The sequence below is a fragment of the Mycobacterium sp. 012931 genome, assembly GCF_000419295.1.
In the GTDB taxonomy this organism is placed as follows: domain Bacteria; phylum Actinomycetota; class Actinomycetes; order Mycobacteriales; family Mycobacteriaceae; genus Mycobacterium; species Mycobacterium marinum.
The window spans coordinates 2,380,043-2,403,130 of record NZ_AOPX01000001.1; the positions used below are offsets into that span (position 1 = coordinate 2,380,043).

Consider the following 23,088-nt stretch of genomic DNA (forward strand, 5'->3'; position numbering starts at 1 on the left):
CTTGCCGAGCAGACGCGAAATCGCACCCGCAATGCTCGCCTGGTGCGATTCCGCGTCTGCTCGCGCTATCACGGTTGGTGGGGTAGGAGGCGGACCATCAGGGCATCGGCCTCGCTGAGAAGGGTGCCCTCGGCGCTTGTCATGGTCGCGGCGATGAAAATCTTCCTGCCTTCGGTTTTCGTGATCCGCCCGCGCGCGGTCAGCGTCTGCTCGATCGGGGTGATGTTGCGGTAGTCGACGTGCAAGTAGGCGGTGCGGGTAGGAGGGATACCGGCCGTCGATACCACCATCCCGCACAGCCAGTCGTAGCAGAGCGGGATCATCCCGCCGTGCACCGCACTGTTGCCACCCACATGCGACCGGGTGAAGTGACCGGTCATGATGACGCCGTCGACTCCGGAACCGGTAACGGTCCAGGGTGGCAGCAAGGGATGGCCCAGGCCGGGGAGATCGATGACGCGGCCGGCGGGCGCCGAAAGCTCGGGCACCTGGTGGCCCTCCAGCGACGCGCAGACGGCGTCGACCTGCTCGGCGGCCGCGGCCCAGGTCGAGCCGTCAGGATTGATGGAGACGGTCAAATCCTGCAGGCGGCGCATCGCGGCGACGAAGCGGCCCAGTTCTGGAGGGCCGTCTAGGGGTTTGACTTCGGGAAAGCCGCCCCGGACTTCGGGTGCCGTGTCGGTCACGGTGCCTCCCCGATCTCGACTGGCTGGTCGGTCGTGGTGATAGTCGCACCCCTCGCCTCGGCCCGGCTGATACTAAGTTCGTTACAGTATAGATTTCAGCAGTTCCGCATCGCTCGTCCAGGGGAGCTCTATGGCCCGAAGAGGCCCGGCTGAGCCCGGCGCGGCCCTCGCCGCGCTGGTGGTTGGTACGGGCTCGCATCCGGCGGGCCGTATCGACGGTGCGCCTGCCGCCCCGAAACCGTTGCTGGTGGACCGGGGCGCGTCTGGTGCCGGACTCGGCCTGCAGTTGCGGTCGCCGGTGGCGTCGCTTCAGTGCAGGTCTGAGCGCCTGCTGCGCGAGGTCGCCGAGGCCACGGTGTTGCGGTGACCGGGCCAGCCCGCTCGGCGCGCGAAGTCGTGGAGCTCTACAACCTCGTGGTCTGGAACGAGTGCAACCTCGAGCTGGCGGGGGAGTTACTGGCCGACAACGTTATTCGTCATGAAGTCGGCGCGACGCACACGCTGACAAACGCTCAGGCAGTCCAACGAGTGGCAGATGCCTGGAGGCTATTCGACTCCCTGCACTTCGCCCTGCGGGTCGTCATTGCGGGCCAAGACGGGGAACACGTCGCCATCGTCTACGACTCGACGATGACTACCGGCGATGGCCAGCAAACCAATGTCGCCAGCATCGAGGTGTTCCGTGTCGTCGCAGGCCGGATCACCGAGGTATGGAACTGCGGATACCAGCAAGGAGTTTGGAATTGAGCGATCGCACGCTGAACGAACTTGGCTATTACCTGCTGGCTGGGGCCGGGGGAGAAGGACCTGCCACGCTGATGGACGAAGCCCGTCGCGGGGAGGAGTTGGGCTTGGGCACCGCGTTCGTATCAGAACGCTGGAACGTCAAGGAGGCATCCTCGCTCGTCGGGGCCGCTTGCGCGGTGACCAGCCGGATGCAGATCGCCACCGCCGCAACGAATCACAACACCCGCCATCCGCTGGTCACCGCCTCCTGGGCCACCACCATGCACCGGCTCTCCGGTGGCCGGTTCACGTTGGGCATCGGCCGCGGTATTGCCGCGATCTATGGGGCGTTCGGCATCCCCGCGGTCACCACAGCGCAGATGGAAGATTGGGCCCAGGTCATGCGGCGCCTATGGAAAGGCGAGATGATCTTCAATCACGATGGCCCGATGGGCCGGTACCCGGTCCTGTTTCTGGATCCCGATTTCAACGAAGACATTCGGTTGGCATTGGTGGCGTTGGGACCAAAGTCTCTCGCGCTGGGCGGACGAGTGTTTGACGACGTCATCCTGCACACCTACTTCACCCCGGAAACGTTGCAGCGCTGCGTCAGCATTGTGAAGACCGCGGCGGACAGGGCCGGGCGGGACCCGGCTAGCGTGCGAGTATGGTCGTGCTTCGCCACGGTCGGTGACCACTTGCCCGAACAGTTGCGGCTCAAGAAGACGGTCGCCCGGCTGGCGACCTACCTGCAGGGCTACGGTGATCTTCTGGTGCACACGAACAATTGGGATCCGGCTGTGCTGCAACGATTTCGAGAGGATCCAGTGGTAACAGCGGTCCGCGGTGGGATCGACCACAAGGCCACTGCGGAGCAGATCGAGCACATCGCCACCTTGTTGCCAGACGAATGGCTGGAACCGTCGGCCACCGGTTCGGCGCAACAGTGCGTGGATCGCATTCGTGCTGAGTTCGGCTACGGGGCCGACGCGGTGATCATGCACGGTGCCACGCCCGATGAATTGGAGCCCGTCGTCGCGGCCTATCGACAGAAAGCCCAGTAGCGACAACCCCGCGATCCGTGGCCGCGACGTATGATAATGACGATGCGTGGCTGCCGGTCCGGACGAGTCGATGGCTCAACCGTGCGCAATATTCTGAATAGCATTGCAGCCCAATGTGTCTAAGCGATCTCGGATTCCCGTCGACTCCTGGCTGGAGGAAAGATGAGCTGCACTCGGCAACATGTGGTGGTTACCGGCGCATCGTCGGGCATCGGCCGCTCTACCGCACTACGGCTGGCCAGCGCGGGCTGGCACGTATACGCGGGAGTGCGCCGGGCCGCCGATGGTGAGGCGTTGCAGGCGGCCAGCTCGGGTGGGCAGCTCAGCCCGCTGTTGATGGATGTCACGGTCGCCGAGCAGATCGATGCCGCGGTCGGGATAGTCGGCGAGCACATCGGCGCCGCGGGTCTGGACGGGTTGGTTGACAACGCCGGGATTGGTGTTGCCTCGCCGGTCGAAATGGTTCCGCTCGACGCGCTGCGACAGCAACTAGAGGTCAACGTGGTGGGTCAGATCGCGGTCACCCAAGCGTTTCTCCCGCTGCTGCGCCGGGCGGCGGGCCGCATCGTGGTCATCGCCTCGATCGGTGATCGGTTCACTCCGCCCTTCGGTGGCCCCCTCGCCGCGTCGAAGGCAGCGATCGCTACCTTGGCCGATGCCCTGCGTCAGGAGGTCGCGCCGTGGGGCATCAAGGTGGTGATGATCGAACCGGCCAGCATCAACTCCGGTGCCGCCGACAAACTCGAACGCGATGCCAAGAAGGCAATCGACGAATTCGGTGCCGACGGGGCGCGGCTGTACCGCGACGCGTATCTGGGCATGGTCAAGGCCGCATTGTCTCGGGAGCGACGTGGCAGCCCGCCGACCGTGGTTGCCGATCTGGTGCTCAAGGTGCTGACCATGGCGCGGCCACACGGGCGCAATGTGGTGGGAAAGGACGCCAGGATGTTGGCGACCGTGTCCCGTTGGCTTCCGACCCCGGCCTTGGATGCGCTGTGCCGCAGGGTTTTCGGGCTTCCCAAGCCGGGTTCGCTGGCAATATCCAGGTCCGCGTAAAGAGGAAGGTGGTGGACGCTATGGCCCCAATGGAGATGCCCAACCAGGACCAGGTCCAGGCGCTTGACCCTGTCTTCGGGAAAATGGCCGTCGAACTGGGTCAGCATGCCTGGTCGTTGCCGCAACTGACGATGCGCGAAAAGAGCTTCGTATTCCTGGCGGCAGATCTGTGTACCGCCAACCTGGGTTTCCCGCTGCTCACCCACGTGCAGATGGCGGGGTTCAACGGCGTGACGCCTGCCGAGTGCGCCGCGGGCATCCGACATCTGGCGCCCTATGTCGGTTATCCGACCGCCGCGGTGGCGCTGCAGCAACTGCGTCAGCAGGGCCCGATGGGGGAAGAACCGGCGCAGGCTGTCGAACCGCAGCCGCTGCCCGGCCACATCGGCGAGGCCCTGGACGCCCTCGATAAGGACTTCGCGCGGTTCGTGACGGGGCAGTTCCATCAGCGGTGGGCTGGCGACCAAAGCCTGACGCCGCGCGAGCGTGCGCTGAGCTGCCTAGCCGCCGACGTGCTGAACCAAACCCTGGACGAATCCTTTGCGATGCACGTCGAGCTTGCGCTCGCGGCTGGCGCCGGGCCCGCGCAACTGAAGGCCGTGCTGCTGTTGGTTGCCGAGTACGGTATCCCCAAGGCGTGGCGGGCCTATCGCGCCCTGGACGCCCTCACGGCATGATGAGTGTTCGGCTGACCGGTTCGGCAGCGGCCTGCCGGTGGTAAATACCCCGCTGCAGGGCGGCCAGGAGCGCGTCGCGGGTCTCTCGGGGATCGATGAGCTCGTCGAAACCCATCTGCTCGGCTGAGCGATAGGACGCCTGCAACTCGGCATTGCGCAGCTTGGCGGACAGATCCTCATCGGCATGCGAAGCGCGACTGAGTGCCGCGGCGCCCATCGCCCCCATCGTCGCTCCAGGGTAGGCGAATGTCGCGACCTGACCGTCGAAGCTGATCAGACCCATCACCATGGATCCGAAGCCGTACGCCTTGCGCAGCGTGACATGCAGTTTCAGGGTGGTGGCCGCCGTCTGCGCAGCGAACATCCTTGCCCCGCTGCGCAATACGCCCGCACGCTCGGAGCGGCTACCGGGCGGCATGCCGGGGTTGTCGGACAGGAACACAATGGGCAGATGGAACGAGTCTGCCACCATGATGAAGTGTGCGGCCTTGTCGGCGGCGTCCGCGTCGATCGAGCCCGCCAGCACCCGCGGCTGGTTGGCCACAACCGCGACCGGATGGCCGCCCAGATGCGCCAGCGCGCAGATGATCGCCTTACCGAACTGTGGTTGCACCTCGAACCATTCGGTGCTGTCGAAGACCACATCGAGCACCGCGCGCATGTCATAGACGCGGCGGTTGTCGCGGGAGACGATGTCGAGCAACTCCGGCGTGGAGCGTCGCGCTGTTGTGCCCGAGGCCGGCAGGGAAGGCGGGTACGACCACGCGCTGGGCGGAAAATACGACAGGTAGCGGCGGATCATGTCCAGAGCGGCTGCGTCATCGTCGGCGACATTGTGGATGACCCCGCTGGCCAGCGCGATGTCCGGACCACCCAGGTCTTCCTTCGAAATATCTTCGCCCGTGGACTCTTTCACCACCGGGGGGCCTGCGGTGAATATCGCGCCCTGGCGGGTCATGACGGTGAAGTCGCACACCGGGGCGACCAGCGCACCATGACCGGCCGACGGTCCCAGCACCGCGGTGATCGTGGGCACCCGGCCTGAACAGCGTGCCTGCGCAAGTAGGTCGGTGGGGGTCCTGCCGTAGTGCACACCGGTGGGGCGGAAGCCCGCGCCCTCGAGCAACATCACCAGCGGAATCTTGTCGCGGACTGCGAGCTCGGCGATGCGATACCGCTTGGAATTGCTGCCCGGGGCGATGGTCCCTGCCAGCGTCGTGAAGTCCTCCGCGCCTACCAGCACCGGCACGCCGTTGATCTGGCCGGCCCCGGTGATGATTGCGTCGGCCGCGATCTCGCCGCCAACCAGTGTGCCGAGTTCGCGGAACGTGCCGGGATCGAGAAGTCGTTGGACCCGCGCGCGGGCGTCGAGCTTGCCCTGACCGTGGTGCCTGTCGAGCCGCTCGGGGCCGCCCATGCTGCGCGCACGTCCACGGCGACGGTCGAGATCGTCGAGCGTTTCGTCCCAGTCCTGGGCCTTTGTCATTGCTCTGTCCTACCTCGGATGGGGTCGGTCCGGATAAACCAAGCTCACATACTGGATTGCTTACTGTAAAGTTACCCACATGGCCAGCGCCCGCCGCCTCACCATTGACGAGAATCTCAACTCAGCTCGCAACGATGATGGTCTCAGCCAGCGCCGTTGAGCAAGCCCCGGCGCCCGAGGAGCTTCGCCGATGAGTGCGCCGACGATGGACGAAGCCGCCCTGCTAGCCGACCCGCTGGCCTACACCGATGAGACGAGGTTGCATGCGGCGCTGACCCGGCTGCGGGCCCAAGCCCCAGTCGCCTTGGCGGACGTCCCGAACTACCGCCGATTCTGGGCGATCACCAGACATGCCGACGTCATGGATATCGAGCGCGACAACACGCTGTTCACCAATTAGCCGCGCCCGGTATTGGCGACCGTTGCGGGCGACGAGTTGCAGGCCGCAGCGGGGGTGCGCACCCTGATCCACCTGGATGACTCGCAACACCGGGTGGCGCGTGCGATTGGTGCGGATTGGTTTCGCCCGAAGGCGATGCGGGCGCTGAAAGTCCGCGTCGATGAGCTGGCGAAGAACTATGTCGACGCGATGATGGCCGCGGGGCCCGAGTGCGATTTCGTCCAGCAGATTGCCGTCAATTACCCGCTCTATGTCATCATGTCGCTGCTCGGACTGCCCGAGGCCGACTTCCCCCGGATGCTCAAACTGACCCAGGAACTGTTCGGCAGCGACGACAGTGAGTTCAAACGGGGCAGCACGAGCGAAGATCAGTTGCCCGCGCTGTTGGACATGTTCGGCTACTTCAATGCGGTGACCACGGCACGACGCGCGCACCCGACCGCGGATCTCGCCTCGGCGATCGGCAACGCCCGCATCGACGGTGAACCGCTGTCGGACATCGACACTGTGTCCTACTACCTCATTGTCGCCACCGCCGGCCACGACACCACCAGCGCCACCATCTCTGGTGGCCTGCACGCACTGATCGAACACCCCGACCAACTTGCGCGGCTGCAAGCCGACCCGGCCCTGATGTCGCTGGCCACCGAAGAGATGATCCGCTGGGTCACCCCGGTGAAGCAGTTCATGCGCACGGCCTCCAGCGACACCGTCGTGCGCGGAATCCCGATTGCCGCGGGTGAATTCCGTGCTGCTGTCCTACGTATCGGCGAACCGTGATGAGGAGGTGTTCGACCAGCCATTCCGGTTCGACATCGGGCGTGAGCCCAACAAACACGTCGCCTTCGGCTACGGTGTGCACTTCTGCATGGGTGCGGCCCTGGCCCGGATGGAAGTCGTCAGCTTCTTCACGGAGCTGCTGCCCAGGCTTAAATCCATTGAATTGAGCGGTGATCCACAGTTCACCGCGACCACGTTCGTGGGTGGTCTCAAACGCCTGCCGGTGAGCTACTCGCTGATGTGAGTGACCTATGCAGAATGTGCGGCAGGGATTCGCCGGTCAACGTGGCTTCCTGACCGGATCAACGTTCCGGCACAGTATCGATAGACCCCCGCAGAGGACCCAACATGACCGGTAAGACGATTGTCATCACCGGCGCCAGTGACGGCATTGGCGCCGCCGCGGCGCGCCGGCTGACCCAAAACGGCGAGAAGGTCGTGGTGGTTGGGCGGTCGGAGAGCAAGACCACCGCGGTCGCCGCGCAACTGCGAGCGGACTACTTCGTCGCCGACTTCGCCGACCTGTCCCAGGTCCGAGCCTTGGCAGACAAGATTCGCTCCGAATACCCACGCATTGACGTCTTGGCCAACAACGCCGGCGCGATGTGTCACGAAATCCAGTTGACCGCCGACGGCTACGAGAAGACCTACCAGGTCAACTATCTGTCGCCATTCTTACTCACCACTTTGCTCCTGGATGTCCTGGTCCAATCCCGCGCCACCGTGGTGAACACCACCAGTTCATCACAGAGACTGCTACCCAAAGTCACGTTGGCCGAACTGGAAAATACCGCCCAGCGACGCCCCAGCGTCGCCTACGCGCTGACCAAGCTGGCGATCGTGTTGTTCACCAGGGAATTACATCGCCGGTACCATGCCAAGGGGCTGTCGGCGGCCACGTTTCATCCGGGCTATGTCGACTCCAACTTCGGCGAGGCATCGGGCTCACGCGCCCTCGCCTTCATGAAATACCACGTACCGCTGGTCACCCGATTCACCTCCACCGCCGAGCAGGGGGCCGAACAACTGGTCTGGTTGGCATCGAGCGCCGCCGGCACCGATTGGACGTCGGGCGAGTACTACTCGCGGCACAAGATCGCCAAAGCCAATCGCGCGGCCTATGACCCGCGCCTTGCCAGCGAGCTGTGGGACCGCACACTGGCAAAGCTGAGATGAGAAGCGCGGCCCGCGACAAGCGGGATTCATCAGATCGTGAAATCGATTATGCCTCTGACGATGTCACCGTTGAGCAGGTCGGTGTAGGCGGCGTTGATGTCATCGAGGCGATAGCGGCGGGTGATCATCTCGTCGAGTTGCAGTTGTCCGCTCTGATACAAGCCGGCAAGACGCGCGATGTCGGCCCTGGGGTTGCACGAGCCGAAGATGGTGCCGGCCAGGGTCTTGTTCATCAAGATGAATTCCTGCAGGTCGATGTTGACCGAGCGGGTCAGTTGTGAGGTCATCCCGGCGAGCACGCAGGTGCCACCCTTGCGGGTGAGCCGTAGGGCGTCGCGCACGTCATCGGCGGTGATCAGCGACGGCGAGACCAGTACCGAGTCGGCCATCACCCCGTGAGTCAGTTCACGAACCAAAGCCATTGCCTCACTGATCGATCCGGCGCCGTGGGTGGCCCCGAAGAGGTAGGCGGATTTCTGCTTGAACTCCACCGGATCAATTGCCACGATCTGCGCGGCGCCATTGATCCGAGCTCCCTGAATGGCTCTCGTGCCGATCCCGCCGGCGCCCAGGACGACGACGGTGTCACCGCCGCGCACGCCGGCTCGATTCGCTGCCGACCCGTACCCGGTGGGGATCGCGCAGGACAGCAACGCGCTGGGGCCAGCGGCAGGTCCGGATCGATCTTGACCAGTGAATCCCGAGACACCACGGTGTGCTCGGCGAACGCGCCAACCTTCGCCAGATGGCCCAGTGGCGTGCCGTCGGCGGTGTGATGCCGGAACGTGCCATCGGTGGGCATCCCGGGCGTCAGGGTGCCGATGCCGGCATCGCATAGGTACTCCATGCCGCTGGCGCACCATCGGCATTGCCCGCATACCGCGACGAATGACATCACCACGTGATCGCCGGGCACGAAATCAATTACACCGGGACCAATTTCGCGCACGATGCCCGAGCCTTCGTGACCACCGATTGTTGGGAACATGGTGGGCAGCCCCCGGGACCGCAGCACCTCGTTCGGGGCGGACATGTCACCCTTGAGAATGTGGTCGTCGGTGTGACACAAGCCGGCGGCCGACATTTCGACGAGAACTTCCCCGGTGCGGGGTGCGTCCAACTCGAATTCCTCGACCGACCACGGCCCGCCAACGTCATGCAGGATGGCCGCCCGGCTTCTCATGCGGCGGGGGTGAAGGTGACGGGTAGCTTATTGGGCGACCTGAAGGTGAGCCCGATGATCCGAGATTGCACCCCAGTGCCGTCGTCGGGTGTGAAAGCCAGATTTGTGACTCGGTCGAAAAGGCTATTGAGCATCACCCGTGTTTCCAGGCGGGCCAGGTGCATACCGAGGCACATGTGGATGTCACCGGCGAAGTTGATGTGCGCGTGCCGGGTTCGGCGGATGTCGAACCTGTTGGGGTCGGGCCAGCGGCTCTCGTCGCGGTTGGCCGAACCCATGCAAAGGTCGATCTGTGCATCAGGGGGAATCGTCTTGCCGCCGATGTCGACTTCTTCGGTGGTGGTCCGCATGACCATGGTGAGCGGGGTTTCGAACCGCAGCCCCTCTTCGATGGCGATGGGGATCAACGACCTGTCCCGCTGCACCATGGCCAATTGCTCCGGGTGGGTCAGCAGCAGGTAGAGCAGGTTGCCGGAAGAGCGGTAAGTGGTCTCCAGGCCGGCGGGTAGCAGCAACCGCAAGAACGCGATGATGGCCTCGTCGTCGAGCTTCTCCCCGTCGATCTCGGCGGCGACCAGGTCGCCGATGATGTCGTCGGTGAGTTTGCGGCGCCGCTGTTCGACCTGGTCGAGGAAGTACCCGTGGAGTTCGGTTGCCGCGTTGAACCCCGCCACGATGTCGGTGGGGATCGAGATGAGGTCAAATGACAGCCGCCGGAACAGGTCAAGGTCCTCGCGGGGCAGCCCGAGCAATGTCGAGATTATTCGGGTCGGAAATTCAAATGTCAGCGCCTTGACCAGGTCCGCATGACCGTCGGCTCGTATTTCGTCGATCAACTGATCGCAGACCGGTCCGATGACAGAGGGCTCCCAGCGCTCCAGTGCGGTGGCCCGGAAGGCCTTGGCCACCAAGCTGCGGTGATCGTGGTGTTCTCTGCCGCCCATCGCCAGGATGGTATGACCCATGACCAATCCGATGGTTTTGTCATATCCGGCCGACGTGAAGATCCTGCCGTCTCGGAACGCTTGAAAGACGCCGTCGTAGCCGAACAGCACCCACTCATCGTTCGGCCGCAATTCCTCGGGCATCTGCCCGTGGTCCATCAGGGCACCGTGCCAGACCGGGTCGGTGCGCCGAATGTACTCGAAGAACGGGTAGGGACTTGTCTCGCCGGTCAGGTCGAGTGTGACGGGCTGGCCGTCGGCATCGGTGCGCAGCGTCATCGGCGCTCCTCCCCGGGCTGGAATGTCGCTATCATAGTATAGATAGCAACTAATCCCAACGGGGTTCGCGGCCGTCCGGGTGCCGTGGGCGGCGTACGGTTTGCTGCCCCGAGCCGGGGTCTACCTTGACGGGGAACCTTCGGGCGGCCGGGAGGCGGACAGCCCCGACGCAGACGAATCCCGCACGGCCACAAGGGCTGATTCTCTGGCTCCGGACTGGGTTGTTTCCCAGGAAGTCCGGGCTTTGCATGCGCAGACGCTGCGCCGCGCGTTCGCGACGTAGCGCTAGACCGGCGTGAATTTCGTGATCAGCCACTTCCCGTCGATCTGAGCCATGCTCGCCAGCACGCTGATCGGCATCATGGTGGGATCCGGGTGGTCCTTGCTCGTGGTGCTTTGGTCGACGAACAGCAGAACTTCCGCCGAGCCCGGATGCAGCTCGGACACCGCGGCGCGCACCACCTGAGCGCTGGTTTTCAATGCCTTCTGCTTGGCGGCGGGAGCCACGAACTGCTCGGTGAATTGTTCGTAGTAGGCCAGGAAATCTCCGGAGAGATGTGACTTGGCGGCGGCGAAGTCGTCGTCGAGGGTGTCGGGGGAGTAGGACAGCAGTGCCACCGTACCGTCGGAGGCCGCACTGACCGCTTGGCGCGCGACGGCGGGGTCCACCTGTTGGTCGGGCCGGTAGGTCTTGACATACAGCCAGGCCGCGATGCCACCCGAGATCATCACGAGCACTACCAAAATGATCGAGACGGGTCTCAAATTGACCTTGATTCGCCACAGGTCGCGTTTGCCGGACGCCTCGGGGGAGTCGGCATCTGATGCTTCGCCGGTGTCGTCTGGATCTTCGAGTTCGAGCGCATCAGGATCGATCGCCGCCGTTTCATCGGCGGCGGAGAACTGGGTTGTTTCGGCGCTGTCGAGGTTGCGCACATCATCGGTCACGGTACGAACTCGACCTTCGCCATTTTGTACTGTCCGTCCTCTTCGGTCACGGTTACCCTGAGCCGCCAGATACGCGGTTCCTGCTTGCCGTCACCGCCATTGGTTACGTGTGAGGTCGCCGAGATGAGCACCACCGCGGTGTGCCCCTCCATGGATTCGACCGCCGCGGCGTGCACCGTTCCCTCGGTGACGACCTTCGACTGCTCGACTACCTTCGTGAAATCGGCTGCCCGAGACTGAAATTCTTCCTTGAACTCGCCGGTGGAGCTATCGATCACCCGCTGGACGTCTTCCTTGGCTTTGTTGAAGTCCAGGGAGGTCATGTTGACGACGCCGGTCTTGGCCCCATCGGTGAAGGCCTCGGCGCGCTCCTGCCGTTGCGTGACTTGACCGTGATTCCATACGAAGTAGGCGCTCAGCCCGGCAAAGCCAAAGACGATCAGAAGTGCGGCAACCTTGACAACGATTGACAGCCGCGCTACCCGCGCCCACTTCACAGCCCGGTCGCGCCACGAAAGCGGCTTGTTGGGCTCTTCGTCTTCTGCCTCGGTTGACTCGGCGTCCTCATCCTCCGCGACGTAGTCGTCGTAGTCTTCGTATTCCTCGTCGTCTTCGTACTCGTCGTCTTCGTACTCGCCGTCTTCGTACTCGTCGTATTCTTCGTCTTCGGCAAGTGCCAGCGCCTCACGCTTCAATTGCGCGGCGCGGGCCCGCGCGCGGGCCGCTGCGGCCAGTGCTTCCGCTTCGGCGGCCAACGCCATCGCGTTGGCTTTCGTGGTCGGCAATTCCGAGCTCGGCTCGTTCGTCTCAGCCATCGCTGCTGCAGCCCGTCACGATCATTATCGAGTGAACTCCGGGTATTGCTCATTGCTAACATCAGAGTCACCCGCGAACTCCGCTCCAACGAGGATCGATTAGGCGGATGATCAGCCACCCAGACTTTCCCCCCTGCGTCCTTCGCAGCGGCGAAGGATGGCCCAGGAACGTCCGGCCGGCGTCATGACCGCTGTTGACTCTTCCGAAAACATACTCTTTATCTCTACCACCCACGCATTTCTGCAAAAAGAAGCGTCGCTGCGTCATGCCCGGGAGCTAAACGCGGCGGGTATGTCGTTCGATCCGAAATGGTGGCGACGGGCCGCCGAACTCGGGTGGACGAGTCTGCTGATCCCCGAGCAGTTGGGGGGCGGCAGCGTCTCTGGCAACGCTGTCGTGGACTTGGCGATGGTTGCCGAGGAGCTCGGAAAGACGGTTGCGCCCGGCCCGTTGCATCCGGTCTCGACGGTGCTCGCCGCCTTGGTGGACTGCGCCCAGCGAGACGCACACGTTGATTTGATCGAGTCACTGATGTCCGGTGAAGCGGTGGCGTCCTGGGCGGTTTCCGAGCCGGGCCGGGGCTGGGACCCCGTGGATCCGACGGTCACGGCCACCCCCATCGCCTCGGGCTACCAGATCCAGGGCAGCAAACATCAGGTGGAGGCCGGGCCGCAAAGTGCGGTCCTGCTGGTGGTGGCGCGATGCGCCGGCCAGGTCCGCCAGTTCCTGGTTCCCACCGATGCCCCGGGCGTGCGGATCACCGCCCAGCAGTCGGTGGACCTGGTCAAGAAATACGCGCGGGTGGACTTTGACGGCGTGGTTGTGCCGGAGTCCGCTGTGGTCGGTACCGCCGCCGAGACGCGGTCGTTGATCAACCGGCAGAGTCAGATCGCGCAGGTGCTGCAGTGTGCCGAGGTGGTGGGCATCCTGCAAACGGTCTTCGACTTCACCGCGCAGTGGGCCTTGGATCGGCACACCTTCGGACGCCCGCTGGCCTCCTACCAAGCTCTGAAACACAAATTCGCGGACATGAAGATGTGGGTGGAAGCGTGTCGCGCGACGACGGCCGCTGCGGTGGCCGAGCTTGCCGCCGGCTCTGCGGAGGCGGGCCGCTGCGCCAGCATCGCCAAGTCCTACGTCGGGGAGATGGCCAGCCAGATCGTGCAAAGCTGCGTTCAACTGCACGACGGCATCGGCGTCACGTGGGAACACGACCTGCATCTGTATTTGAGGCGAATCATGTTGTACCGCTCCATGTTCGGTACTCCTGAAGAACACAACCTAAGGGTGTATGAGGCGCAGCGGGCGGCCACATGACAGCGGTTGAATCGGTTGCCGAATTCGCGACCCGGGCCAGAAAGTGGCTGGCCGCCAACATGTCACAGATCGACCCGTTGTCGCCGCCGGAGGCGCCTCGCGATGACGAAGCCTCCTGGCAACGCGCCAGGCAACTGCAAAGGCGGCTTCACGACGGAGGTTTCGCGGGCATCTGCTTCCCGCGCGAGTACGGCGGCCAGGGCCTGGCGTATGAGTACCAGCGGGCATTCGACGAGGAATCCCTGCACTATGAGATGCCGTTGATCCTCAACGTCCCGACCTTCACCATCTGCTGCGCCACCCTGCTTGACACCGGCCGCGAGAGCCAGAAGAAGCGGCACATCGCCGCGGCCCTGCGGGGTGAGGAGGTGCTGGTACAGCTGCTATCTGAGCCTAGCGGTGGGTCCGATCTGGCCGGTGTCCTCACCCGCGCCGAACGTCAGGGCGACCGGTGGGTGATCAACGGGGCCAAGACGTGGAGCACCAGCGCCTTCGCCGCGGACTATGGACTGTGTTTGGCGCGCACCAACTGGGATGTGCCCAAGCATGACGGTCTAACCATGTTCTTGGTGCCCATCAATCACCCCGGCATCACCTTGCGTCGCATCACTCAGGTCAATGGCTCCACCGAGTTCTGCGAAGAATTTCTCGACAGTGTCGATGTCGGCGACGACGCTGTGGTCGGAGAGGTGAATAACGGCTGGACCGTGGCATCGAGGCAGCTGTACCACGAACGGCGTGCGGTCGGAATGGGTTCGGAATTCGCCAGCGGCGCGGGCAGCGAGGGCGGTCACGCGACGCCGGTCGACTATGTCGCACTCGCGGAGACCACAGGCCAGGCGCACAGCGATCGGGTGCGAGAGATGGCCGGGCGCGCGCTGGTGCACCGCGCTGTCTGCGAGCAATTGATCGACCACGTGTATCGCAGTGCCCGCGACGGCACGTTGCCGCCCGCCGCTGGAACGCTGATCAGGCTTTTTCATGCCGAAACGGTGATGTGTGAGATGGATACCTCGTTGGCGATCGCCGGGTCCGGCGGCCAGTCGGTTGCCATCGGCGGTGGCACCACCGAGATGGCGCGCAACGTGATCGGCGAACGGATGCTGAATTTTCCCCGCGAATTCGCCGCCGACCGCGGCGTGCCGTTCAACCAGGTGCGCCGCGGCTCACCACGGTGACCGGGTGCGTTTCTAGTCCTCGGCGAAGACATTCTCGGTTTCGCCGCTGATCACCGGTATCTGCACCAGTGACAAGACGTGGTGCGCGGGGCTTCCCGGCGGCGCCATCAGTACGCACCTGCCGCCCTGTTTGCGCGCCCGGTCGCGGGCGGTGACCAGGGCGCTGACGCCGGCCGATCCAAGATGGGTGACCGCGCTGAGATCGATCGTCAAAGACGCTATACCGGAGCGGCTTTCGACCGCGATCTGCCGGTCGAGGGTGGGGGCGGTATTGCTATCGACGTCGCCGCGCACGACGATGTGGCCGGACTCGGTGACCGTGGAGGCGAACTCGCTATCGATGGCTGGTCGGTTTGGTGCTCTGCTGACGACCGGGTCGGTGACGAACTGGGCCGGTCGTGAGAGTCGGTGCACGACGGTCGCGGTCGTCCCTGCACCGTCGTGGCTGACATGCGTCTCCGAGACCAAGGCTTCGGCCATGGCCAGTCCTCGGCCCCGGCCCCTCTCGCCTTCGCGGTGATGCTTCCAGGTGCCGTGGTCGATCATCGCGACCCGCAGCTTGCCATCGCCGCCCAGCGCCGCCGCTACGGCCAGGTCATCGGAAACATCAGTGCTATAGCCGTGCTCGACCGCGTTCTCGACGAATTCGGAAATCGCGTGGACGATGTCGGAGATGTCGCCGGAGTCAGCCCCGATCTCCGAAAGCCATTGGCGCAGCCGGGAGCGAATGGCCCGGGCGGCGTGGATCGTCGCATCCTCGGTAATGTTCAGCGGCGGCGTTGGTGCCCGGCGCTGCACCGCGAGCAGCGTGATGTCATCGTTGTATCCGGTGGAGCGCAGCAGTAATTCGAGTGTCTCCGAGCAGAGCCGGTCGATGGGGCGTGACTGTGCATCGATCACAAACCCGCCGCCGCTAGTTATGTTTGCCGCCAAGTCAGCGAATTCCGCGGTGCTTGCCCCCAGCGGCCGACCCGGGCGTTCGATCAGACCGTCGGTGTAGAGCAGTACCACGTCGCCCACCCCGATCAGCTCGGTGCGGACCGGGAATCCGGTATCGCTGCCCAGCGGGCCGGCGCCGGACGGTTCTAGATAGCGGGCCTTGGCCTCGGCGGTCACCACCAAGGGGGGCGGGTGTCCGGCCGTGCAGTACTGGAATTCTCCGGTGGTGAAGTCCAGGGATCCGACACACAGGGTCGCCGAATTGGAGCCGGGCATGTGCTCATGAAAGGCGTCCAGCGCCTCGAGCGCTTCGCCGATGCTGCGTCCGGCAGCGATCTGCAGCCGCAGCGCGGTACGCAACTGTGACATCACCGCGGCGGCCTCCACCCCATGGCCGACCACGTCACCGACGATCAGCACGAGCCGATCCCCGAGGGCCACGGCGTCGAACCAGTCCCCACCGGCCGCGGTGTCCTGTGCGGCGACCAGATACTGTGCGGCGATATCGGCGCCCGAAACGACGGGCACCGACGGCGCGAGCAGCGCCTGCTGCATCACGATCGCCGAATCTCGCAGATGGCGGTACCGCTCGGAGAGCTCCTCCACGCGCGCCTCGGCGGCCAGCCGCGCTCGCACCCTGGTCGTGACGTCGTCAAAGAGAATCTGCACGCCTTCGATGGACCCGTCCTCGCGGCGGCGCGGCGTCACCAGGAAGTCGAAGTATCGTTCGTCGATTCCAGAACCGTCGAAATCCGCCTGCAGTCGCCATTCGGCCCCGGACTGTGGCTCGCCGGTTTCATATACCCGGTCGAGCATGTGATAAATCTGCTGGCTTTCGAGTTCGGGATAGACCTCTCGCGCTGGTTGACCTACCGCGGTAAAAGTCGGGCTGAACCTGCGATATGCCGCGTTTGCGGCGACGAAGCGGTGCTCGGGTCCCTCCAAACCGACAAGCATGGTGGGGACATTCTCGAAGATACGACGGACCGTGTTTGCTGTACCAACGCTTTTATCCCAGTCCATTTCGGCCGCCATGTGGCCGTCCCTCCTGTGGACCGAGCGAACAAACGAGTATGTGCGTTGACGCAGCAGGTCAAGCAGCAACATCTAGGCTATCAATATCTGCTACCTGCTCGCGTCACCAAAATGCGGCCGGTCGTGGCCGCGACCACCAGGGTGATGAGGACAGGGTGGATTCGGCGGTCGATTCTGGCCCCGCGGATGCGGCCGAAAAGCAAGGCTGCAGCGTTTTGGCGCGCGGTGGAGGCGGCGAGTCGGGGTGGTTCGGTCGGCCGGCGATCGGGAAAAGTCACTTTGGTCAAGTTCGGCTTTGACGCGTCGCCGCGGCGGTTCGGGCGGTCCAAATCGCGGTGCGGCACCGGAGCTATTGGGCAGCGCCTGCTACGGAATTTCTCAGCGGTATCCGGATCGTCTTCGGGAACGTGATTGCGGCAGCGAATTCGTCGCTAGCTGACCCACATCGGTGCTGCGCACAATGGATTCGATGACTCAGCAGCGGGCAACCATGACACATCGGGCGCAGGGATGTGATTGAGGCACAAGATCGATTGGTAGTGCGGCCATCATGGTGGCCAGGCCAGCAGAGTTTCCATGATGCGGTGAGCGGTAAAAGGCATGGCATTGAAGCGTCTGCGAAACTCGGTGACGGTCAACATCATCACACCATTCGGTGTTGGTTTGGTATCACTTTCGGGCGCGGCGGGCTTGGGTCGGCAGGCTCGCCGTTGGCGGCAACGCGCGGGATCAGCAGATGGTGACCGCCGGTCACGGACCGCATCGGTATCCTGCCGGGGCCGCGCCAATAGCTGCTGCGGCCCAACGGGGTTGGCCGCGCCGAGTGTTCAGCGATGGTCCGGCAATGCTTGCGGTCCAACCCAGCAACCCGGGCGAAACGCGAGTCGATCGATCACCGCGAAACTCGGGTTGCCACCGGTCGGCGCCTCTGCCTGGGCCGCTTTCACCGCATCTAGCAGCGCAGAAACGCGAGCATCAGCACACCCGGTCTGCGTTGGGCGACGTCCTCCACACCTTAGTGCGCGCCGTCGAGGCCTGGCAGGAAACGAATTTCGCCGCCGGCGGACCGGGCTGCCCAACGCCCGCGGGCAGGCTGCTGCTAGCGTCGGTCCCGTTTTTCGGTTGGCAATTCAGTGCCAAGCATCAGCGGTACCAGTGACCTCAAGAGGCGGGAAGTGATGACACTGCAAGTAGTTCCCGAAGGCTTGTTGGCGGCCAGTGCGGCGGCCCAAGCAATCACCGCTCGGCGGGCGGCCGCGCATGCGGCTGCGGCGCCGGCGATTTCGGCGGTAGTGCCACCGGCGGTCGATCCGGTCTCGCTGCAGACCGCGGTCGTGTTCAGCGCCCAGGGCGGGGAACGCGCCCTGGTGGGTGTCCAAGGAGTCGATGAACTCGCCCGTTCGGGGGTCGGTGTTGCCGAGTCCGGGGCCGCCTACGCGGCCCGTGATGCCATGGCGGGGGCTTCGTATACGTTTGGCGCGCCGAGGTGACGCTTCCATTCTTGCTCTCGATCTTCACGGTGGTGCCGACGTTTTGGATGGGCCAGCCGCCGGAGGTGCATTCGGGTGCGCTGAGCTTCGGTCCGGGCCCTGGCCCCCTTTCGGAGGCGGGCGCGTTTCTGCACCAGCTGGGCCTCGAATACGATTGGGCAGCAAAAGATCTCAGCAATGAGCTGGCTGTGGTGCCGTGGCAGGGCGTGGGTTCGGAGAGCTATCGGGGTGCATTTGGGCCTTACCTGGAGTGGTTGGAAGAGGCCGGTCAGGAATGCCAACAGCAAGCTATTGCACACGAGCAAGCGGCGGTGGCTTACTCCGTTGCGTTGGCGGAGATGCCAACGCTGGCGGAGTTGTCGGTCAACCGCGCCAGCAATATGGCGTTGCTTTCGACGAACTTCTTTGGGATCAATACGATCCCGCTTGCGATCAATGAAGCCGACTATGCGCGGATGTGGGTTCAGGCGGCGGGCGTCATGCAGTTGTATCAGCAGCAGGCAAATATGGCGGTGGCGTTGAACCCGCCACGCAACCGCCCGGCGCCGCTGATGCTGCGAGGTCCTGATCAGCAGGAGCCTGCCGGACCGATTATTGAGGAACCCGAAGACGATCCAATCGAGGACGGCGGTGATGCGAACGGCCTAGTGGAACGTCCCGACAATGAGGCCGGACCGATCATCGAGGAACTCGCAGACGACGGTGCTGAGGTGGGCGCCGACCGAGCGCTAGTCGTTTTCGACAACGCCAACGTGGTGGAAGGCGAGCCCGCCACGATTCCCCAACTGTTGGTTGCGGCGCTCGGGCAAATCGCTAACTTCGTCGGCCAGACGTTTAGCCTGATCGGCAACATCATCAGTTTTGTTGATCGTGCTCTGGGCTGGGCGCTGCGCTTTTTCGCCGCTGTTGCCGTCTATAACGCGGTCAGCATGATCGCATCGGCGATGGCATTTATCTATAACCTTGTCACCACCATTGCGCAGATGGTGTATGCCGTGTACACGGCGGTCGCATACTCGTTAACGATGCTCATGCAAGCGATTTCCTACATCACGTCACTTGTCACGCAGTTCGCGGCCACTCTGACGCAGCTCACGGCCGCGTACGTACCGATGCTGCTCGGGGGCGTTCTGACTGGCGTGGCTCCGTCGGTGGCGCTGACGTCGAGTGCCGGCTTCGTCCTGCCGGATGGTTCATCGCTGGCCGCCGGCCCGCCACCCGCGCCGCCCGGCGCAACGCTGGCGCCGCCACCGCCCTCGGCCCCGCCCGCCACCTTGGGCACGGAACTGACGAACTGACTCCCGCGGCGGCGACGGCGCCGGCCGCGCCGGCCGCCGCGTTCGCGCCACAGCCGGTGGCCGGTGTGGGCATGGAAGGCTACGCGTACCTGGCGGGCGGCATGACTCCCATTGCCAGGACAGCGTTCGATGCCAGCGCTCGAACGAAGGCGCCGGAGCCCTGTGACGCGGAGGCCGCGGCGAGCACGGCGCCGGCTCAACAACAACCCCGATCGCAGCGCCGCCGGCGGGCCAAGATCGAAAAGGTCGGCCGCGGTTTTGAATACGCGGACCTGGAGCCCGATACCGACCACGACCGGAGTCGTTCGTGCAACGAGCAACGGGTTGCAGCTGCCACCTCTGATCGGGTCGCGCGAAACGGGGGTTTCGCCGGAACCGGGCACAGGCAGACCACCACCGCCGCGTCGGGCCTGACCACGCTGGGCGACAATGCGTTTAGCGGCGGCCCGCGCATGCCGATGATTCCGGGAACGTGGGGCGCCGACTCGGCGCCCTCCTCAGGCGCGATTAGCGATGCGCAATAGCCCCCTCAGCACCGCGTCTCACCCGGTGCAGCTAGGGGACTCGAACGTGAGTTTGGGCAATCCTGACGGTCGCCGCTACCGCGCAGCCTCGTCGCTGACCGGCGTCCGCTGTCTTGTACGGCGGGAGGCCTACGGCTAGGCGTTGACCGGTTTGGGGGCGGCTGTGCCGATCTTCATGACATCCATCATGTTGCCGCCCATGATCTTTGCGACATCTTCTGGTGGGAAGCCGGCAAGCTCGTCAACGAATGAGATGGGGTCCTTCAGGCCTTCGGGGTGCGGCCAGTCGGAGCCGAAGACCACCCGATCGGTGCCGACCATCTTCACGATCTCGACGAATCGGTCTTCCCAGAACGGGCTGATGTATACGCATCGCTTGAACGCCTCGATCGGATCTTCCATGAACCCGTTCGGCATCTTCTTGTAGACACCCTTGAGGCCTTTGAACAGTGTTGGCACCCAGTCGGCACCGTTTTCGATCGACAGGATGCGCAACTCGGGGTTGCGTGACAACGCACCGTGGCAGACCAGCGCGCCCATCGCATCTTCGATGGGCCGCTTACCCATGGCCAGCATCCGAAACGCGGTGGGCTTGAACGGCAGGAATTCGTCGCCGGGCTCCCAAACGTTGAGGAACTCGGAGTAGCCGCTGTCGGAGGCGTGCATCTAGACCGGGATCCCGGCCTTGATACAGGCCTGCCAGAACGGATCGAACTCCTTGAAGCCGAACGAGCGGCTGCCACGATAGCCGGGAACTGGTGCTGGGCGGACCAGCACGGTGCGAGCACCGCGCTGCAGGCACCATTCCAGTTCTTCAAGTGCCCGATCGACGATGGGCAGGGTGATCACCGGGGTGGCGAAGATGCGGTGTTTGTAGTTGAACGCCCACGTCTCATACATCCATTGGTTGAGCGCATGGATGACGTCGTGGGTCATCTCCGGGTCGTCTTTCATCCGCTCTTCGACCAGGCTGGCCGGCGTGGGAAACATCAGGGCGTAATCGAGGCCGAGCTCGTCCATGACCTCGAGTCGCGGCCCCGGCTCGCGAAACGCTGGAATCGCCTTCATCGGCTCGCCCATCACCTCGCGGTAGCTCTTGCCGCCGCTGCCGTTGCGGAAGTACTCCTCCTGGGCTCCGGGCCGGGCGACCACCTCGAATGTCGGGTTGGGAATGTAATCGTTGATCTGGCCGCGCACCACGATCTTGGTGCGGCCGCGAACCTGCACGTAATCGATTACGTGTTTGCGCTTGTCCGGGAGGAACTTGGTCAGGGCCTCCTGCGGCTCGTACATGTGGTTGTCGGCGTCAAACACCGGAAAGGGAAGCTCGCGAGAAGGCATGGCGATCTCCTTGGAAAAGTCTCGATTCTCACCTAGTGGTAATGACGTTACCACTAGATGCAAGGCTGCCGCTAACCCGTTTCGGTGGTGTCATTACGGTCGATGATGGCGAAATTCACCGTCGCCGTTGCGGCAAGCTCGTCGGCGTTATCGCCGAAAATATCGACTTGCATGACCAGCGCTCGCCGGCCGGCCCTGAGCATTCGCGGCACCGCGCGGGCGGCGCCCTGTCGGATCGGGCGCAGGTAGCGGATGAACAGGTCGGCTGTGGTCATGGCCGCGCCGGGCGGCAAGTACTGCAGGCCGAGCTGGCCGCCCGCGACGTCTGCGAGCGTGGCGATCAGGCCGCCTTGGAGGGCTCCGGAGGTGTTGACCACCTGTGGGCTGACGGGCATCGTCATCGCGAACCCGTCATCGTGGGAAGGTTCTTGGCGCATCCCGATCTGCGCGAACAGCTCGGTCAGCGAGGATGCGGCCGACTCCTCGGTATCACGAACTCCCAGGGCCCGGCTGCAGAACTCGTAGAGTTCGCCGAAGTCTATCGGCGTTGCATTCAATTCAGTTCCGAGCCAACGTAATCGAAGCGCACCGAGCACGGTTTGCATGACGATCGCGGCCGCGGCCCCGACGTCGAGACCGGGATTGAACATGCCTTCGGTGATGCCTTGTCCGACGATGTCGCGAATCAACCGATGCAGCGGGGAAAGCACTCGGGCGTATTCGCGAGGCCGGGTTTCGGCGAGGTGCTGATTGTAGAGGCTCAACGCACGATTGAGGCTGTCCTGGGTGCTGGACTCCGGTTGTGCGCTGATGCGATCAATGACTAGTTTGAGTGCGGCGGTGCTGTCGAGTCCGGCGGCCTCGGCGCGCCATAGTTGTGCGGTCTGGGACATGGTCCGGTCGAACAGTGCCCGCAGCAGCTCGTCCTTGCTGCTGAAGTGTTGATAGAACGCTCGCAGCGACGTCTTGGAGCGGGTGACGACTTCCTGCACCGTGAAGTCGGTGCGTCCGGTCTCGCCCAGGATTTCCACCGCCGTTTTGATGAAGCGGTCGGCGCGCGTTGCTTCAACTTGCTCGCTGGGGCCGGCCATGGGCGGATTCTCCTCTTTGGATGCGTTGTCCGGAACGCTTTGAGAATGAGGTTACCGCGATTTGCCGGCTATCCGAGCGACTAGCGGCTCTCCGGTGGTGTGGCCACCCACGTCCCAGGGGCCGGGCCGCCGAGGACCGTGAGGCAGCCGCCGAATTCATTGGTGACCTGGCCGTTGGGCTGGATGGTCCAATGCTGGCTGAACCAATCGACGCAGGGCTGTAGGTGCACCGCCCAACTCTGCCCCGGCATGTTTAGACATTCCCCGGGGAAGGCGACGCTTTCGAGCTGCTGGGCGTCGGTGAGATTCCAGCGCTGGAAGTCCGTCCCGTTGCAGGGGTTGATCACCACCGGCGTGATCCAGCTCCCGCTCGGGGCATCCAGACACACATCGCCCAACCGGCTCTTCAACTGAACCGGGCCGTCGGCACCTGCCTGACCAGCGTTGAACGTCGCGGCGCCGAACACCATGCTGACCACGACAATCACCCGGCGCAGTCCGCCCATCAACTGCGACTGACCCATCTCGGTTCCACCTTTCAGCTTTGGTACACCGAAGTCGCCACCGGCTTGGTGCACACCGAGACCGCTACCGCTGCAAACGATCGGTCGCAAGCAGCAAGTTTGGTGCACCGCCGGGCCGCTCCTTGTCGAC

The 23,088-nt window shown here is 64.1% G+C and carries 19 protein-coding genes and 3 pseudogenes; 12 read left to right on the forward strand and 10 right to left on the reverse strand.

Translation table 11 applies throughout. The features are described from left to right. Positions 1 to 68: 68 nt before the first annotated feature. Positions 69 to 686 carry a PaaI family thioesterase gene (locus MMSP_RS10660; RefSeq protein ID WP_020786604.1) on the reverse strand — a complete coding sequence of 206 codons (618 nt, stop codon included), beginning with the start codon at positions 684 to 686 and terminating at the stop codon, positions 69 to 71. A 130-nt stretch (positions 687 to 816) separates the two neighbouring features. Between MMSP_RS10660 and MMSP_RS10665 the strand changes: the two genes are divergently transcribed. The 5 genes from MMSP_RS10665 (at position 817) to MMSP_RS10685 (ending at position 4,209) form a co-directional block, all read left to right on the forward strand. Then, on the forward strand, positions 817 to 1,053 hold the full coding sequence (locus MMSP_RS10665; RefSeq protein ID WP_020786605.1) for a hypothetical protein: 237 nt from the start codon (positions 817 to 819) through the stop codon (positions 1,051 to 1,053). Next, positions 1,050 to 1,433: an ester cyclase gene (locus MMSP_RS10670; RefSeq protein WP_020786606.1), complete on the forward strand. Its 384-nt coding sequence runs from the start codon at positions 1,050 to 1,052 to the stop codon at positions 1,431 to 1,433. The genes MMSP_RS10665 and MMSP_RS10670 overlap by 4 nt, the downstream gene beginning before the upstream one ends. Continuing rightward, positions 1,430 to 2,476 (forward strand): TIGR03857 family LLM class F420-dependent oxidoreductase, encoded by a 1,047-nt coding sequence (locus MMSP_RS10675; RefSeq protein ID WP_200861944.1) that lies wholly within the window; start codon positions 1,430 to 1,432, stop codon positions 2,474 to 2,476. The genes MMSP_RS10670 and MMSP_RS10675 overlap by 4 nt, the downstream gene beginning before the upstream one ends. Positions 2,477 to 2,638: 162 nt before the next feature. Beyond that, entirely contained in the window at positions 2,639 to 3,532 is an 894-nt protein-coding gene (locus tag MMSP_RS10680) for an SDR family oxidoreductase (protein ID WP_020786608.1), read from the forward strand. A gap of 20 nt (positions 3,533 to 3,552) precedes the next feature. After that, complete coding sequence (locus tag MMSP_RS10685; protein WP_020786609.1) at positions 3,553 to 4,209, forward strand: carboxymuconolactone decarboxylase family protein; 657 nt, start codon at positions 3,553 to 3,555, stop codon at positions 4,207 to 4,209. On the opposite strand, the gene MMSP_RS10690 is transcribed toward MMSP_RS10685, so the two are convergent. Further along, on the reverse strand, positions 4,199 to 5,695 hold the full coding sequence (locus MMSP_RS10690; RefSeq protein ID WP_020786610.1) for an acyl-CoA carboxylase subunit beta: 1,497 nt from the start codon (positions 5,693 to 5,695) through the stop codon (positions 4,199 to 4,201). The two genes, MMSP_RS10685 and MMSP_RS10690, sit on opposite strands and share 11 nt — an antisense overlap. A 205-nt stretch (positions 5,696 to 5,900) precedes the next feature. On the opposite strand from MMSP_RS10690, the pseudogene MMSP_RS10695 reads away from it, so the two are divergent. Together MMSP_RS10695 and MMSP_RS10700 are read left to right on the forward strand one after the other, a co-directional pair. After that, positions 5,901 to 7,119, forward strand: a pseudogene (locus MMSP_RS10695) (cytochrome P450). 104 nt (positions 7,120 to 7,223) lie between these two features. After that, positions 7,224 to 8,051 (forward strand): SDR family NAD(P)-dependent oxidoreductase, encoded by an 828-nt coding sequence (locus tag MMSP_RS10700; protein ID WP_020786614.1) that lies wholly within the window; start codon positions 7,224 to 7,226, stop codon positions 8,049 to 8,051. A 29-nt stretch (positions 8,052 to 8,080) separates the two neighbouring features. Here the strand turns inward: MMSP_RS10700 and MMSP_RS10705 are convergent. From MMSP_RS10705 to MMSP_RS10720, 4 genes and pseudogenes are all read right to left on the reverse strand, one after another. Further along, positions 8,081 to 9,234 (reverse strand): annotated as a pseudogene (locus MMSP_RS10705) (Zn-dependent alcohol dehydrogenase). Next, the gene (locus MMSP_RS10710; protein WP_020786616.1) at positions 9,231 to 10,457 is read right to left on the reverse strand and encodes a cytochrome P450; all 1,227 of its coding nucleotides are present in this window, start codon (positions 10,455 to 10,457) and stop codon (positions 9,231 to 9,233) included. The pseudogene MMSP_RS10705 and the gene MMSP_RS10710 overlap by 4 nt, the downstream one beginning before the upstream one ends. Positions 10,458 to 10,742: 285 nt before the next feature. Further along, the gene (locus tag MMSP_RS10715) at positions 10,743 to 11,405 is read right to left on the reverse strand and encodes a hypothetical protein (protein ID WP_020786617.1); all 663 of its coding nucleotides are present in this window, start codon (positions 11,403 to 11,405) and stop codon (positions 10,743 to 10,745) included. Further along, positions 11,402 to 12,220, reverse strand: coding sequence for a hypothetical protein (locus tag MMSP_RS10720; protein ID WP_036426421.1), 819 nt, complete (start codon positions 12,218 to 12,220; stop codon positions 11,402 to 11,404). Before MMSP_RS10720 ends, MMSP_RS10715 begins: the two co-directional genes overlap by 4 nt. 184 nt (positions 12,221 to 12,404) lie before the next feature. Here MMSP_RS10720 and MMSP_RS10725 point away from each other — a divergent pair, with 184 nt between their 5' ends. Further along, positions 12,405 to 13,538: an acyl-CoA dehydrogenase family protein gene (locus tag MMSP_RS10725; RefSeq protein ID WP_200861945.1), complete on the forward strand. Its 1,134-nt coding sequence runs from the start codon at positions 12,405 to 12,407 to the stop codon at positions 13,536 to 13,538. After that, positions 13,535 to 14,716, forward strand: coding sequence for an acyl-CoA dehydrogenase family protein (locus MMSP_RS10730; RefSeq protein WP_036426422.1), 1,182 nt, complete (start codon positions 13,535 to 13,537; stop codon positions 14,714 to 14,716). Before MMSP_RS10725 ends, MMSP_RS10730 begins: the two co-directional genes overlap by 4 nt. A 12-nt stretch (positions 14,717 to 14,728) precedes the next feature. Here MMSP_RS10730 and MMSP_RS10735 read toward each other — a convergent pair whose 3' ends face one another. Then, a complete protein-coding gene (locus tag MMSP_RS10735) occupies positions 14,729 to 16,690 on the reverse strand; it encodes a SpoIIE family protein phosphatase (RefSeq protein ID WP_020786620.1) in 1,962 nt (653 codons plus the stop codon). A 1,178-nt stretch (positions 16,691 to 17,868) separates the two neighbouring features. On the opposite strand from MMSP_RS10735, the gene MMSP_RS10750 reads away from it, so the two are divergent. The 3 genes from MMSP_RS10750 to MMSP_RS28335 all read left to right on the forward strand — a co-directional run bounded on the left by MMSP_RS10750 (position 17,869) and on the right by MMSP_RS28335 (position 20,002). Continuing rightward, positions 17,869 to 18,180 (forward strand): PE family protein, encoded by a 312-nt coding sequence (locus MMSP_RS10750; RefSeq protein ID WP_036426425.1) that lies wholly within the window; start codon positions 17,869 to 17,871, stop codon positions 18,178 to 18,180. An 11-nt stretch (positions 18,181 to 18,191) separates the two neighbouring features. Beyond that, positions 18,192 to 19,478: a PPE family protein gene (locus tag MMSP_RS25295; protein WP_235065722.1), complete on the forward strand. Its 1,287-nt coding sequence runs from the start codon at positions 18,192 to 18,194 to the stop codon at positions 19,476 to 19,478. Between the two features lie 71 nt (positions 19,479 to 19,549). After that, positions 19,550 to 20,002, forward strand: a complete 453-nt coding sequence (locus MMSP_RS28335; protein ID WP_020786624.1) for a hypothetical protein — start codon at positions 19,550 to 19,552, stop codon at positions 20,000 to 20,002. 135 nt (positions 20,003 to 20,137) lie between these two features. On the opposite strand, the pseudogene MMSP_RS10765 reads toward MMSP_RS28335, so the two are convergent. From MMSP_RS10765 to MMSP_RS10775, 3 genes and pseudogenes are all read right to left on the reverse strand, one after another. Beyond that, positions 20,138 to 21,343 (reverse strand): annotated as a pseudogene (locus tag MMSP_RS10765) (amidohydrolase family protein). A gap of 71 nt (positions 21,344 to 21,414) precedes the next feature. Next, positions 21,415 to 22,434 carry a hotdog fold thioesterase gene (locus MMSP_RS10770; protein ID WP_020786627.1) on the reverse strand — a complete coding sequence of 340 codons (1,020 nt, stop codon included), beginning with the start codon at positions 22,432 to 22,434 and terminating at the stop codon, positions 21,415 to 21,417. Positions 22,435 to 22,514: 80 nt separating this feature from the next. After that, positions 22,515 to 22,958, reverse strand: a complete 444-nt coding sequence (locus MMSP_RS10775) for an RICIN domain-containing protein (RefSeq protein WP_020786628.1) — start codon at positions 22,956 to 22,958, stop codon at positions 22,515 to 22,517. Between the last annotated feature and the right edge of the window lie 130 nt (positions 22,959 to 23,088).